Here is a 14,160-nt window from a genome sequence, read left to right as displayed (position 1 = left end):
AATTATTCTGAGATTACTCTTTTTTATTTGTATTAAAAATCTTGTTTAATTCACCAGCAGTATTCCGCCATTAAACGGGATTTTAATTTCAAAATTCTGGTTATTTTTAGGTTGTATCTTTTTTACTTTTCCGTTTAATTTTTCATCATCAAAATAACACGTTATTGCTGCGTTGGAGACCATCATTGGGAGCTTCAATTTTAAAGTCAACGTTTCTTTTTGAGCATTTACTCCTGCGATATACCACTTGGTTCCTTTCCTGCGGGCCAGTATTACATATTTACCCAGATATCCTTCTAAAAAAAGAACTTCATCCCAAGTCGTTGGAACTTCTTTCATAAAATTCACTGCCCAATCCGGAGCATCATTTAAATTGTTTGGTGCTAATGCAAAATGCTGTACACCGCTTTGAAAAAGTACAGCCGACGCTAAGGCAAATACATCCGAAGTCATTCGTTTTGAACCTTTATTGGGAGTGTTGTCACTATTGTAAAATTTGTTAAGAGCGCTGCCGCCAAAATCCATGCTTCCTACTGTATTTCGAATAAAAGTATGTATAGAAGCATTTCTTGCTTCATTGTCGCAGCTTGCTTGTCCAAAATGCAGATTTTCACTCGCCAGGACCGCTTCACTCGAAGCAAAATTGGGATACATACGCTCCCAGCCTCTTGGTAATGTACAACCGTGAAAAATAACCATCAAACCAAAATCATTGGCATCTTTTAAAATATCTTCATACAATTTCATTACTTCTTGTTTATCTCCGCCAAAGAAATCTACTTTGATGCCTTTTACATCGATACTTTTTAACCACGCCATTTCCTTACGGCGAATGATACTACTGTCCATCATTCCTCTTGGTCCTTGCGGTGCATCATTCCAATATCCGTTTGAATTGTACCATAAATACAATCCAACACCTTTTTCGGCGCCATATCGAGAAAGTTCGGCAATTTTATCTTTTCCTATTTGAGTATCCCAAAGTGCATCAACTAAAACAGTCTGATATCCCATTGCGGCACTAAAATCGATGTATTGCTTTTGAACCGGAAAAGTAGTATTGTTATCCATTTTTATAATCCAGCTCCACGAACCTTTGGTGTATTTATATTCTTTTGAAGCTTCGTATTTTGGTTTAACCAAATCAAAAGGGATCGTAGTTTCTACGATTGGAGCCAGAGTTTCGCCAACTGTAATGGTTCTCCACGGTGTTTCACCCATAAGTGGTATTCCGGGAGCGGTTGTTCCGTTTCCGTTATTTTCTTCCGCCATTGGAAAACCAATGCTGTATAATCCTTTTTCGTGTCCAATTAATCGGCTGGCACAATAACCGCTGTCTACACCGGTTTCAGATATTAAAACCCATCCGTTATGGTTTACTTTAAAAAGACAGGGAAATGTATAACCTTCACCTATTCCGTTTTTTCCCATAGAATCATCTACGGTATACGATGTTTCGTAGCTTGGTGCAGTTCTGGCAAAACCTGTCATTGGTTTACTCTGCGGACAAAGAAATGTTGTTGTGCCTTCCGGCAGAAGAAAACCTGAAGCCTCTTCCTGTACCACACAGGAACGGCTTTCGTTTTGCGGATATACTTTATATTTAAAAGCCGTATTGTTATTGCTTACCCTAAATATAATATCGATCGCTGCTTTATTTTTTTTAGTGAATGAAAAAACAGCTTCATTCGCTTCATAATGAACATTGTTGTTTTTTATATTAGGAAGCTGGTATTTTTCGTCAATTTTATTTTGAACCGCATTTGTTTTTAAAATTAATCCTGTTGTAAAATCTTCGACATTGGTTTTTAGTCCAAGCGGCGACTTTTCTAAAAACGTTTTTTCATTATAAGAAATAGTATAAAAAGGCTGGCCGTTAGAAACAAAAAGAGAAACTTTAAGCTTTCCGTCAGGGCTTTTTATAACTGATTGTGCATTTAGGCTAAAAAAACTAAACAGACATAAATAGAAAAGATATTTAAAACTCATAATTCGCTGTAGATTAATTACTTTTTATTTGATAAAGAAAATTTAAAGTCCATTTTTGTTTACTGAATGGCCATTTTCGCCATTTTTAAATCCTTAGTATCCGAACTGCTGCCGTAATACACCTCATATTCTCCCGAAGCGATATTCATAGCTCTTGTTTTAGTATCATAAAATTCAAATGAAGACGCTGGTAAATAGATCGTTACATTTTGTTTTTCGCCTGCTTTTAGTTCTATTCGTTTAAAAGCTTTTAGTGTTTTTAACGGGCCTTCTGTATCATTTAATTTTCGGACATAAACCTGAACAATCTCAGTTCCGTTAAGCTTGCTTGTGTTTTTTATTGAAAATTTTAGCTGCGTATCTTCATTAGATTTTATTTTGGTTTTACTTAGATTTCCTGCCTGAATCTCGAATTTAGAATAGCTTAAGCCAAAACCAAAAGGAAACAAAACATCTGTTGTATACCTATATGTCCTTCCTTTAAGCGAATAATCTTCGAAATCGCCTAATTTATCAGAGTTTTTATAAAATGAAATTGGCAGTTTTCCCGCTGGGTTATAATCTCCAAAAAGAACATCGGCGACAGCCTGTCCTCCTGATTCTCCCGGATACCAGGCCTGCAGAATAGCATCACAGCTTTCTGTTTCTGGGGTTAAAGCAATAGCAGATCCTGAGCAGTTTACAAAAATTACTTTTTTACCAGCTGCTTTAAGTTCTTTTAAGCATTTTCTCTGCACAGCAGGAAGTTCAATATTGGTTCTGTCGCCGCCTTTAAAACCGGGAAAAGAAACAGGCATTTCTTCTCCTTCCAGTAAAGTCGAAAGTCCTCCTGCAAAAATTACGGTGTCGATGCCTTTTAATTTTTGAATCAAGGCTTTGAAGTCAATATCAAACTCTTTTCCAAAATCGAATTCTAAATTAGCCTGCCAATCATTGGATTGTGCAAAAAGAATTTCGATTTTATATTTTATGCCTGCTTCAACCGGAAACGGAATTTTACCCGGAACGGTGCGCCAGTTGGTATACTTTGCGATCGATTTACCGTTAACTAACAATTCAAAAGCACCTGCAGCTCCGGTTTTAAAAACAAGGTTTTCAGTTTCTTTCGCTGTAAATTCAGTCTCATATTTTGCAGAGAATCCTTCGAGTTTAACTCCCGAAGCAAATTCATGCTGACCTGCTGTGGTCATCTTTATAGGATTCAAAATTTGCTGCGAAATAACACTGTTTCCTTCTCTATTAGGGTTATTCCAATAAACGGCTTTCATTCCTTTTTTTCCTTCAAAAGAAATTTGATCAAAATACGTCTCCGTTACTTTATCTTCTACTAAATCACAAGATTTATCATACAGGACTTTATTAGCAGCCAGTTTTCCCTCAATTCCTTTTTTAATGGTAATGGTTTTATTGGGTGTTCCGTTATAATTTCCCCATAACATAGGTTCATTATCAGCATTTGGGCCTATAACTGCCACTTTATTTACGTTTTTATTTAAAGGCAGAATATTATTTTTATTCTGTAAAAGTGTCATTGACTTCTGAGCCATTTCTAAAGCCAATTCCTGATGTTCTTTACTGTTCAGCACGCTTGCCGGAATTTGAGCCCAGGGCACAATCGAGTCATCGTCCATTTCGCCTAAATCAAAACGGCCTGTTAAAACACGAAGCAGGCTTTTATTGATTTCTTCTTCTTTTATTAAATCTTTCTCAACGGCTTCAGGAAGTTTTTTAAACGGGTATTTATCCCAGACACATTCTACATCCGTTCCTGCCAGTACGGCTTTTGATGCGGCATGAACCTCATCTGATGAAACTTTATGTGTGGTATAAAAATCAGTAACGGCACCGCAATCTGAAACTACGAGATATTGAAATCCCCACTCATCGCGAAGAATACGCTGTAATAATCGCGTGTTACTGCAGCACGGTTCGTCGTCTAAACGCTGATACGCACACATTACCTGTCTTACATCGGCTTCCTGTACCAATGCCTTAAATGCGGGAAGATAGGTTTCGTATAATTCACGCGGATTTACATTATTCAAATTCAATTCATGTCTGCTCCATTCAGGACCGGAATGAACGGCAAAATGTTTGGCACAAGCCAAAAGCTTACGATATTTTGCATCAGCTGGGCCTTGAAGTCCTTTTACAACCGAAACTCCCATTTTGGAAGTCAAATAAGGATCTTCGCCATAAGTTTCCTGACCGCGTCCCCAGCGTGGGTCTCTAAAAATATTTACGTTGGGAGTCCAGACTGAAAGGCTTAAAAAACGTTTATTTTCATTTCCGTTTTGTATCCATTGATTGTATTTGGCACGCCCTTCATCTGAAACGGCATCAAATACACGAAAAACCAATTGATCGTCAAATGATGCTGCCATCCCTATGGGTTCAGGAAAAACGGTAACATTGTCATTATTGGCATAACCATGCAAAGCTTCACTCCACCAGTTGAACTTTTTAATTCCCAATCGGGGTATTGCATCGCTCTGATCACACATTAAAGCTGCTTTTTCTTCAAGAGTCAATCGGGAAATTAAATCTTCTGCGCGCTTTTTAGAACTAAGCGACGGATCTTTATATGGATATTGCTGTGCGTTTAAGTTAAAAAAGCATAGTAAACTTAATACATATAGATAATTATTTTTCATGGTTTTTTCTTTTGAATTAAAGATGCTGCTGTTCGTTTATCATTTAATTTTATTATCAAGATGGAAGTAATCAAAATCAACATAGCCTCCTAAAGTTTTCTCTGTAAAGTTAAAAAGACCAAATCTGCAGCCCATAAAATGAGGAAGCGTGTAAGGCAGTTTTATTTCATTACCAATACTGATCCATTCTTTTCCGTTAAGACTATAGTAAAACCAGCCTAAATCTGCTTTGTCTTTAAAATTGCACGAAGCTTTGAAATAGATTTTATTTCCGGAGAAAGGAACACTTTGAATCTCTTTTGAAATGCCGTTTATCGTTTGAATCATGACAATTTTTTTTGATCCGTTTTCTGCTTTTACACCAACCAAACCAAAATCTTTTTGAAATAAAGAAAGCCCGGCAAAATCACCTTCTTTCATTTGAGAAACTTCCAGAAGTGTCGTTCCTGAACATTCTGGTCCAAACGTTCTTTGTGTAAGCGTATTTTTAGCCTGAGTCAAAGTGTTAGTTTTTGAAGCGGCTTTTAATCTTAAAAACCCTTTTCTTTCCTGAACAGACCATAATGAATTATCAGGATTATGGTTCCACTGCCAGACTAAAGGCAGATCTTTGTCTCCTTTTTTTCGGCTGAAATCGTCTGAGTTCACAATTCCCGGAATTAATCCTTCACTTTCAGGTAAATCAAGATATGGAGGCACTTTATTATTTTCACCCAAAACCGGCCAGCCGTCGACCCATTTTACAGGAACAAAATATGGAATACGGCCAACGCCTCCATAATCTCTAAATAAATACGAAAACCATTTTCCGTCTGGAGTGTCAATTAAACCTCCTTGTGCAACACCTAAATCCTGTAAGCCAATCTTTCCTTCCCAGGGTCCCGTAATTTTATCGGCTCTGTGAATAAGCACTGTGCGCATTCCGTCTTTTGGCCAGACAATATTAAACAGATAATACTTTCCGTTTATTTTATACAACTGAGAACCTTCTGCCCCCAGCATAATGTTATTTCCTGCCGGACTGCTGGCGTTTTCAATCAATACCTGATTTAGTCCGTTTTCTTTTATTCCTGATAAATCTGATTGTAGTTCTTTAATAAAAAGTTTACCATTTCCATATACCATGTAAACTCTGCCATCGTCATCAAACAAAATGCTGTGATCATGATACGCGGGACTAAAACTAATTTCTTTCCAAGGCCCTTTTTCTATATTTTTTGTGCTAAATACATAGGTCTTTCCGGTAGTCTGGGCAAAAGTGGTTACATAAAATGTATTGTTATGAAATCTAATATTACTTGCCCAGGAACCTCGGCCGTAAGTATTTTTGCCATTATGCAGATTTAGTTCATCACTGCTTCCTAAAGTATCATACGCATAATTTATTATTTTCCAGTTAATTAAATCTTTTGATTTCATTATGGGAACGCCCGGATTCATGTGCATCGTGGTACTGCTCATATAATAATCACTGCCTATTCTGATAATAGATAAATCAGGAACATCTGCAAAAATTACAGGGTTTTGTGCTTTTTTATCCTGCGCATTAGATCCGGTAAAAATTAAAAAAATCGCTAATAGGTTATATAGTACTTTCATGATTTTATTTTCTCAGCTTTTTAAACTTTCCTGTTAATTTTTTACAATTCGTAATTGGTAAAATTTAGGGCTTACCTTTGCATCTTTAGCTGTTATTTTAATTCCTATAACGTCTTGTTTTGCGATATCGAGCCTGATTTTTTTATTTTCTAAAGAGACTATTTCAGATGGTTTGTTGTTGATCGTTATACTAATTTCATTTGGATTTATTTTATCCAAAGTAATTATGTCGAGGAACTTTCCTGATTTATTTTTGTTTATCATTTGATAGGAAATATAAGACTGGGTATTTCTCCAGAATTGACCGTCATCATATCCTGAATTACTTTTTTCTCCTCTGTACAAATGATCTACTTCTGGCTGTTGTTCTCCGCAGTTAATTTTATCTATGGTATTTGCTTCAAGCACCATTTCTTTTATTTCCTGCTGTCGCAGTATTTCCTGTTTTTCTTTAAATTCATCTTTAGTAAAAGTTTGGAAATACATTTGATAACGGGCATCATGCAGTTCAAAAAAAGGTTCTAATTGTAATGAGTCCAAAGCAAAACGCATATCACCTAATTCTTTAATTCTCGAAACATAACTTGCTTTTTCGCCTACAATAGCATAAGATTTATCCATTGGCATGTATTTTCCTGATGCGACGTGCCCCATACGGCTGTCATCGGCAAATAATCCGTCTAATGCTTCAGTTGAAGTTTTGGCAGCCAAAACAATAGGTCCGTTTACGAAAGCACTCCAATTAGAACCATCAGGTAATTGCTCTAAATGGGTTTTAGTTTCAAATTCAATACGTACATGGTCTTTTGATTTCCATTTTCTTTTAAGACTGATATAACCCGATGGTTTTAATTCTGTTTTCTGCTCTTTATCGTTGATGAATATTTTGAAGTTTTCTGCCCATTTTGGCCGGCGGATATTCAAATCAAAAGTTTTTGCTTTTTTGAGATTTAGAATAATTTCGGTGCTGTTTTCATAAGGGAATTTTGTACGCTGTTCGATTAAAATTCCTTTTTCATTCCAGTTTAGGGTTGATGCTATAAAGAGATTGACAAAAACTTCCTCATCAGAATGGCTGTAAATTAATTCTCCATATTTAGTATGATTCTCCAATCCAGATCCTACACAGCACCACATACTGGTTTCGGGCTGTGAATAAACCCGATAATGATTGGGTCTGATGGGTGTAAAATAGACAAAACCTCCTTTTTCAGGATGCTGGCTTGAAAGTATGTGATTGTAAAGAGTTCGTTCGTAGAAATCGAGATAATTCATGTCTTTTTTTTCCAGAAATAAGGCTTTGCTAAGGCGTTCCATATTATAGGAATTACAGGTTTCCGGCCCTTGATTTGACTTGAGCATACTGCTGAAATCATCAATAGGATTAAAATGTTCTGCTACACTGTTGCCGCCAAAAGCTGCACTGCGTTTTTGAGTAACATTCTCCCAAAAAAAAGTAACCGCATTTGACCATTCTTTATTTTCTGAAATAGAGGCAATTTTTTCAAAACCAATAACTTTAGGAATTTGAGTATTGGCATGAAGTCCGGTAAGTTTATCTTCTTTCTTTATTAAAGATTCTAAAAAACTCTTTTGGGAAATTTTTTGAGCTGTTTCGAGGTATTTTTTATCCTTAGTAATAAGATATAAATCTGCAAAGGACTCGTTGATGCCTCCGTGTTCTGTTTTTAAAATTTTCTGGATCTGATCGTCACTCAGCGGTTTAATCATTTCAATAAACCAGTCTCCCAATTTTATTAAAACTTCTTTTGCCTGCTGGTTTCCTGTGTATTGATAAGCATCGTTTAATCCTGCAAAAAGTTTATGTATGTTGTAAATGGGAACCCAGGTATTATTTAATCCAAAACTGCTTCCATCGATATCTCCTTTATGAATGCGGTCCCAAAAAACTTTCCCCTGCGGTATACCGCCTACATATCCATTTCCGTTTTTTTCCTGACATCTGGCTAATTCAGAAATCATGTAATCCAATCTGTTTTTAAGCTCCGCATTTCCTGTAGAAGCGTACATCATCGATAAGGCTGATAAGTAATGCCCGGCAATATGACCGTCAAGCCCCAGACTTTCCCAATTGCCGTAACGATTGTATTTTGTTGGTAAATCAGCATCAATTAAATAAGGTGCTAGAAGCTTATCCGGATTAAGCGCAAGCATATATTTAAAATCAACATCCTGTGCCTTTTTAAAAGGTCCGTCTCCTAATCTCACTTCCTGTAATGGAAATGTTTTCATTTGAGCTGTTGCTGAAAATGTAATGCATACTGCTATTAAACATCCTAGTTTATTATATTTCTCAAAGATATTTACCATAATTTTATTGAATTAAAATTAATCCTGCGGCACTCTGTCGCTTTCCGGCGCGCCCAGATAAGACGGTTTTAACCCGCCGGTATTTATTAAAATCTTCTGAAGAACAATTCCGGGATCCAGCACACGAAAACGCAGTGTATGTCTGCCTGATTTTAAAATCTGATGTGCCGTAAGGGAATGGATCATGTGTTCTGCCTGCCATTTTCCGAGTTCGCCGCGATATTTTCCGTTAAAATTTACAAGCTGCGGTTTTTCATCATCAAAAGAAACTTCATAACGAAGCCCTTTGTTGCTGTTAAAATTAAGTGTAGGCGCTAGTAATAATTCGACATTAAAAGTTCCAGTCGACGTAAAATCAATTTCATATTCTACAAAAATATTTTCCTGCGTGTCGGGATAAAGATTTTGTGGTAATGTCGTAATACCGCTTTTTGTTTTTCCAAAATCAGGAATTACTTCCCAATGAATTCTTTTTGAATTGTTTACTTTAGAAAAATGTGCTGCTTCTATAGAAACATAACCGTCTTTTTCAACAAATACTTTTCGTTCCGTTTTTTCAGAGGCAGTAATGTATTGTACTTCAGGTAAAATATTTTTAGGAGTATCAAACCAGTTTTTGTATCCAATGCGCATTTGATCCATCATGTGAGGCCATTTTCCATTGGAAATTTCAGTATTGTATTTGTTTTGAAGAACAGAATCGCGTGAGAACTTAGTCTTCACCAAATCGGCATAATAATTAGCGTCAATATCTTTCTGTTTGTATAATTTTTTATTGAGGGCTTGTGCAAAATACATTTCATAAAGATTGCAGCAGGCGTCTATAGGATATAAAACGAGCTGAAAATAAGCGTCTTTATATTCCTGAGGTAAATCATTATAAACTCTGTAGGCATCAAGTGCCAGATTTTTATAATCGTTTACTGCATTTTGAAATTCATTGTAGTTTTCAAGACTGTAGGTTTGGCTGTCCAGCATTTCCGGCGTTACACGACGATTATATTTGGGATAGGTATTTAAAAATCCGGCAATTTCTTTTGAATGTTTTTCTCCAAACTGCTCTGCAGCCCATTTTTCGGTAAATTCAAATAAATTCTGAGGATTAAATTTCTTAGGATTCCATGCCATATCGAGAAAAAAGCTGATAGGAAATTCCATTGGTTTAAGATCACCCACATTCACAATCCAGACTTTATCTACACCATGCTCATAACTAAGATTCATTTGTTCCCAGACTCTTTGTATCGGACTTATATTAATCCATTTTGAGTTTCTTGGACCTCCAACGTAATCAAAATGATAATACATACCGTAACCGCCCTTGTGCAGAGGTTTACTTAAATCTGGAAGTTTACGGACATTTCCCCAGTTATCGTCACAGAATAATAAAATTACATCATCCGGAACACGCATTCCCTGATCGTAATAATCCTGTACTTCTTTGTATAAAGCCCAAACCTGAGGTGTTTTGTCCGGTTTTTGTCCGGTTTCCTGCGAAATAATACGACGTTGTTCTTTTACTATATTTTCAAGCAGACTTATATTAGTTCCTTCACTCATGGCTTCGTCACCGTCTCCGCGCATTCCTATGGTTACTAGTTTTTCCCAGTTTTTACTTCGTACAATACCACTTTTCCAGAATTCATCTAAAACAGTTTTGTTTTTAGAATAATCCCAAACATTAGGGAGATTGTTTTTTTTGATATAACGGTGCCAGTCTGTTTGAGCCAAAGCCATTGGTTCATGGTGGGATGTTCCCATTATAATTCCCATTTCATTGGCAAGAGATCCGCTTAACGGGTCATCATCATAAAAAGCATTTCCCCACATGGCAGGCCACATGTAATTGGATTTTAAACGAAGTAATAGTTCGAAAACTTTCTCATAGAACTTACTGTTAAATCCGCCGAATGTTTTTTTTGCCCAGCCGCTCAATGCGGGAGCTTCGTCATTTAAAAAGATTCCTCTGTATTTTACAGCCGGTTCTCCATCGCTATACGTTCCTTTTATAAAATAAAGTGTTTCACATTTCTTTACCGGAACATCTGCCCAGTAATACCAGGGTGAAACTCCAATTTGTCTGGATAATTCATATATGCCGTAAATTGTCCCGCGTTTGTCACTGCCTGCAATTACAATAGCTTCTTCAACTCCTTTGAACGGATTTTTGACGTGCTGGATAATAAATTTTTCATTTTTCCCTTTAAGATCTTTTCCGTTGATTTTCTTTTGCTTTATTAAATCATCAATGACTGGATTTCCTGCCATTCCGATTATAATAAGAGGGGAAGAATCTGCTGGGTTTTGATTCAGAATAACAGGTTTTGAACCGGTAACTTTTTCAAAATCTGATTGGAGATTGTATACGGCGCGCATGATACCTGCATCAAGCGTAGTATTTATAAAAAAAGACGGCTGTACTGATTTTTCTTTCAGCACCATAACGTTAGAACTTTTTTCATGGGTAATGAAAGGTTCTGCTGCTTTTAAAGGGCTGTAAATACAGATAATCAATAAGGCAATCCATGTTGAAAGACTTTTCATTTTATTTTCTCTTAATTAAAAATTACTTCTCAATAGTAAAGGCAGAAATGCTGTATTTTTGAAAGACTGAGGGATTAACCTCTTTAAATAAAAACTGTGAAAACATATAAAGTCCATTTTTCCAGACTTTAAAGTCGTGTACTCCCGGCTCAATGTAGTAAATGTGAGGAACAGTATTTTTAGCCAGATAATCGTGTGTGCGAGTAGTGTTTTCTATAAGCCAGTCTTTATCACCGCATGAAATCCACAGTAGTTTGAGTTTCTTTTTTGCTTCTTCGGGTTTTGCTAATAATTCTGTTCCTATTTTTGTATTAGGTGCAGCCGAAAAAGCTCCAACCCACGCAAATTGATCTAAATTCCCTAATCCGAAATTTAAAGACTGTCCGCCTCCCATTGATAAACCGGCAATGGCACGGTGTTCTCTGTCTTTTAGAACCGGATATTTTTTTTCAATAAAAGGAATTAAATCGTTTAAAAGATCTTTTTCAAAAACACTGAAAGCTTTTACTTTATCTGCTGCCATGATATCGCCGCCGGCTCTGTCGTCTTTCATTGCTCTGCCGTTTGGCATTACTACGATCATAGGTTCAAGCTTTCCCTCAGCATACAGATTATCCAATATAACATTAGGTTGTCCGCCATTCAGCCATTCTTTTTCATCTCCTCCTATTCCGTGAAGCAGATAGAGAACCGGATATTTTTTATTTTTATTAAATCCCGGAGGTGTATAAATAGTTACTTTTCTGGTTGAACCTACTGTTTTAGATTCGTAACTTAGTGTTTCGATCTTACCTTTTGGGGCATCTTGGTTTAGCTCATCAAATCCAAGAGGGGCACGAACTATAAAAGGTTCTTTGCCGTCAAATACCATATATCCTGATAGAGACAGCATTTTATCTGCATAACGTTTTCCTAATTCTCTGTAACCTTCAGGGCTGAAATGCAGGAAATCAGCATCTGCTTTGCATCCTTTTGAAGAAATAATATAAGAGTTTGGCAGTACCTGAGGCAGTTTTGCAATGATCTTATTCATACTGCCGCATTTACCTTTCTGATCTTCATTTACGGTTTCTCCGGAAAGTAATGGTACTTTTTTAGGATCGAGATTCAGGTCTTTAATTAAATTATCATATACAATTTTTACTTTTTGAGGCCAGAGTGTATCGCCTGTATTCGATTCTCCCTGATGAAGCAGAATACCTTTTATAACGCCTTTTTTCTGAGCAATTTTAGCCATTTCTACCAATCTGCCGTATGGATTACCGTCGTATTGTTTTACTATGTTTTTTAACCAGTCGGGAGAATTAGCGACATAACTTTCGAAATTATTTTTATCAAAAAGTTCTATTTTACAGCCTCCAACAGCAACATTTACAACGCCGATTTTTATATTCTGCGGAAGGTTCGATATCATGGTTCTTCCAAAATAATCCATTGGAGTCAGTCCTGTTGTACATCTGCATAAAGGCGGAACAGCTGTATACCATTTGCCTTTTTCACGTCCCTTTTCCGGACAGTCAACTGCGGACAGAACCTGAAAACGTTCGTTGACACCTGTTTTATCCTGAGGTTCTATTTTGGCAAAACCTTCCATATTGGATTGTCCAAAACTTAAATACACATGAAAATTAGGATCCTGGGAATATCCTTTCTGTACTGTTAAAATTAGAATTACCAATATTGAAAACCTGATTATTGATTTCATTTTATACTTTAATTAAAATTTGTAATTAAAAATTTTATTCTTTCAAATAGTTACTGAAACAAATCTAAATCAATGGCTTCTCCCATTCTTTGATATCCTTTTTCATTGGGATGCAGAAAATCGTTGTCGTGCATATCTGGTAAAATTGTTTTGGAACCAACGCCAGAAGCCATTGCTTTATCAAAATCAATTACAGCATCAAAATTGCCTTTGGTTCGAATCCATTTGTTTACAATATCTCTTGCTTCTTGTTTGTAAGGTGCATCATAAAAGGATTTTTCAAATGGCAGAATTGTACCGCCAAATACTTTTATGCCTTTGGCATGGGCTTTATCAATCATTACTTTATAACCTTCTATAATTTCTTGTGCTGCGGCTGATGCGTCTTCTGCTTTTCGAATACCGCCAATGTCATTTATTCCTTCCAGAATAATAAGCCATTTGGTCCCGCTTTGAGAAAGTACGTCTCTGTCAAAACGATTTAAGGCCGTTGGTCCTAATCCTCCTCTTACTACACAATTTCCTCCAATTCCTAAATTCAGCACACCAATATGCGCTGTTTTTTTATTGGCATTTAGACGTGACGCTAAAATATCTGTCCAGCGGTTTTGTTTATTTGTTCCTGATCCGCGGCCGTCGATAATTGAATTTCCTAAGCATACAACATTACTCTCATTTTTAACTGAACGAATGTCAACTCCCATAATAGAATACCAATGGTCTGTTTTTACCGCTCCTGCAAAAGATTCATTATTAATATGATCTCCTTGCAAAATATAAGAAGTTGTACGGGAACCGGGATGACCTGATACATTTGATGAAATTTCGCCATACTGAATGGTAATGGCTAAAAGCTGTCCTGGCTGTAATTCAAAATCAAAAGCGTCTGAATATACTACCTCATTAGGTTTCAATGTTACTTGCGGACTGCCTTTAAAACTCAATATTTTCTGTGTTTTTATATCAACAGCCGGAGCTTCTTTAACATTGGCAACACTTACGGATTTCAGAACTGCAGGCTGATCGCTAAACAGATTAGAAAAACGAAGTCTAATCTGTTTACCGCCCAGCGATACTTTAGTAATCTGACGAAGTGTATTCTGTGCTAATCCGGGTTCAGGAGGCATATTTTTTGGTTCAACAAGCATTTGAGCTGTTGCCCAGGTGCCTGTCCAATTTTGAGTTTCGTTTTTCTCTCCCGTTTTAATTAATGCTTTATTCGATGTACATCCTGTCATTAAAAATAACAGATTTACCAATACGATCCATTTAACAGACTTTATTTTTACATTCATTTTATTAAAAATTATAAGTTCATTTTCGAATAAAAAAAATTAA

The 14,160-nt window shown here is 36.4% G+C and carries 7 protein-coding genes; all 7 read right to left on the bottom strand.

Going from position 1 to position 14,160, the window contains the following annotated elements; genetic code table 11:
• Positions 1 to 45: 45 nt before the first annotated feature.
• From L1276_RS24860 to L1276_RS24830, 7 genes are read right to left on the bottom strand one after another with little or no spacing between them, the layout of a single operon-like run.
• The gene (locus L1276_RS24860) at positions 46 to 1,989 is read right to left on the bottom strand and encodes a glycoside hydrolase family 97 protein (RefSeq protein ID WP_253792573.1); all 1,944 of its coding nucleotides are present in this window, start codon (positions 1,987 to 1,989) and stop codon (positions 46 to 48) included.
• Positions 1,990 to 2,048: 59 nt separating this feature from the next.
• Entirely contained in the window at positions 2,049 to 4,643 is a 2,595-nt protein-coding gene (gene xyl3A, locus L1276_RS24855; RefSeq protein ID WP_253792572.1) for a xylan 1,4-beta-xylosidase, read from the bottom strand.
• Between the two features lie 39 nt (positions 4,644 to 4,682).
• Positions 4,683 to 6,242 (bottom strand): glycoside hydrolase 43 family protein, encoded by a 1,560-nt coding sequence (locus L1276_RS24850; protein ID WP_253792571.1) that lies wholly within the window; start codon positions 6,240 to 6,242, stop codon positions 4,683 to 4,685.
• Between the two features lie 33 nt (positions 6,243 to 6,275).
• Positions 6,276 to 8,573, bottom strand: coding sequence for a glycoside hydrolase family 127 protein (locus tag L1276_RS24845; RefSeq protein ID WP_253792570.1), 2,298 nt, complete (start codon positions 8,571 to 8,573; stop codon positions 6,276 to 6,278).
• Between the two features lie 18 nt (positions 8,574 to 8,591).
• Positions 8,592 to 11,117 carry a glycosyl hydrolase 115 family protein gene (locus L1276_RS24840; RefSeq protein WP_253792569.1) on the bottom strand — a complete coding sequence of 842 codons (2,526 nt, stop codon included), beginning with the start codon at positions 11,115 to 11,117 and terminating at the stop codon, positions 8,592 to 8,594.
• Between the two features lie 22 nt (positions 11,118 to 11,139).
• Positions 11,140 to 12,822, bottom strand: coding sequence for a sialate O-acetylesterase (locus L1276_RS24835; RefSeq protein ID WP_253792568.1), 1,683 nt, complete (start codon positions 12,820 to 12,822; stop codon positions 11,140 to 11,142).
• Between the two features lie 50 nt (positions 12,823 to 12,872).
• Positions 12,873 to 14,117 (bottom strand): SGNH/GDSL hydrolase family protein, encoded by a 1,245-nt coding sequence (locus tag L1276_RS24830; RefSeq protein ID WP_253792567.1) that lies wholly within the window; start codon positions 14,115 to 14,117, stop codon positions 12,873 to 12,875.
• Positions 14,118 to 14,160: the final 43 nt, after the last annotated feature.

This window comes from Flavobacterium sp. HSC-32F16, assembly GCF_024171645.1.
GTDB lineage: Bacteria > Bacteroidota > Bacteroidia > Flavobacteriales > Flavobacteriaceae > Flavobacterium.
Note: the sequence above shows the minus strand (reverse complement) of the source record. Positions and strands in the feature narration are given on the sequence as shown.

Bases quoted from the DNA above. Each gene is read 5' to 3' on its own strand.
- L1276_RS24845 (WP_253792570.1), bottom strand. From the start codon at position 8,573: ATGGTAAATATCTTTGAGAAATATAATAAACTAGGATGTTTAATAGCA.
- xyl3A (WP_253792572.1), bottom strand. From the start codon at position 4,643: ATGAAAAATAATTATCTATATGTATTAAGTTTACTATGCTTTTTTAAC.
- L1276_RS24835 (WP_253792568.1), bottom strand. From the start codon at position 12,822: ATGAAATCAATAATCAGGTTTTCAATATTGGTAATTCTAATTTTAACA.
- L1276_RS24860 (WP_253792573.1), bottom strand. From the start codon at position 1,989: ATGAGTTTTAAATATCTTTTCTATTTATGTCTGTTTAGTTTTTTTAGC.
- L1276_RS24830 (WP_253792567.1), bottom strand. From the start codon at position 14,117: ATGAATGTAAAAATAAAGTCTGTTAAATGGATCGTATTGGTAAATCTG.
- L1276_RS24840 (WP_253792569.1), bottom strand. From the start codon at position 11,117: ATGAAAAGTCTTTCAACATGGATTGCCTTATTGATTATCTGTATTTAC.
- L1276_RS24850 (WP_253792571.1), bottom strand. From the start codon at position 6,242: ATGAAAGTACTATATAACCTATTAGCGATTTTTTTAATTTTTACCGGA.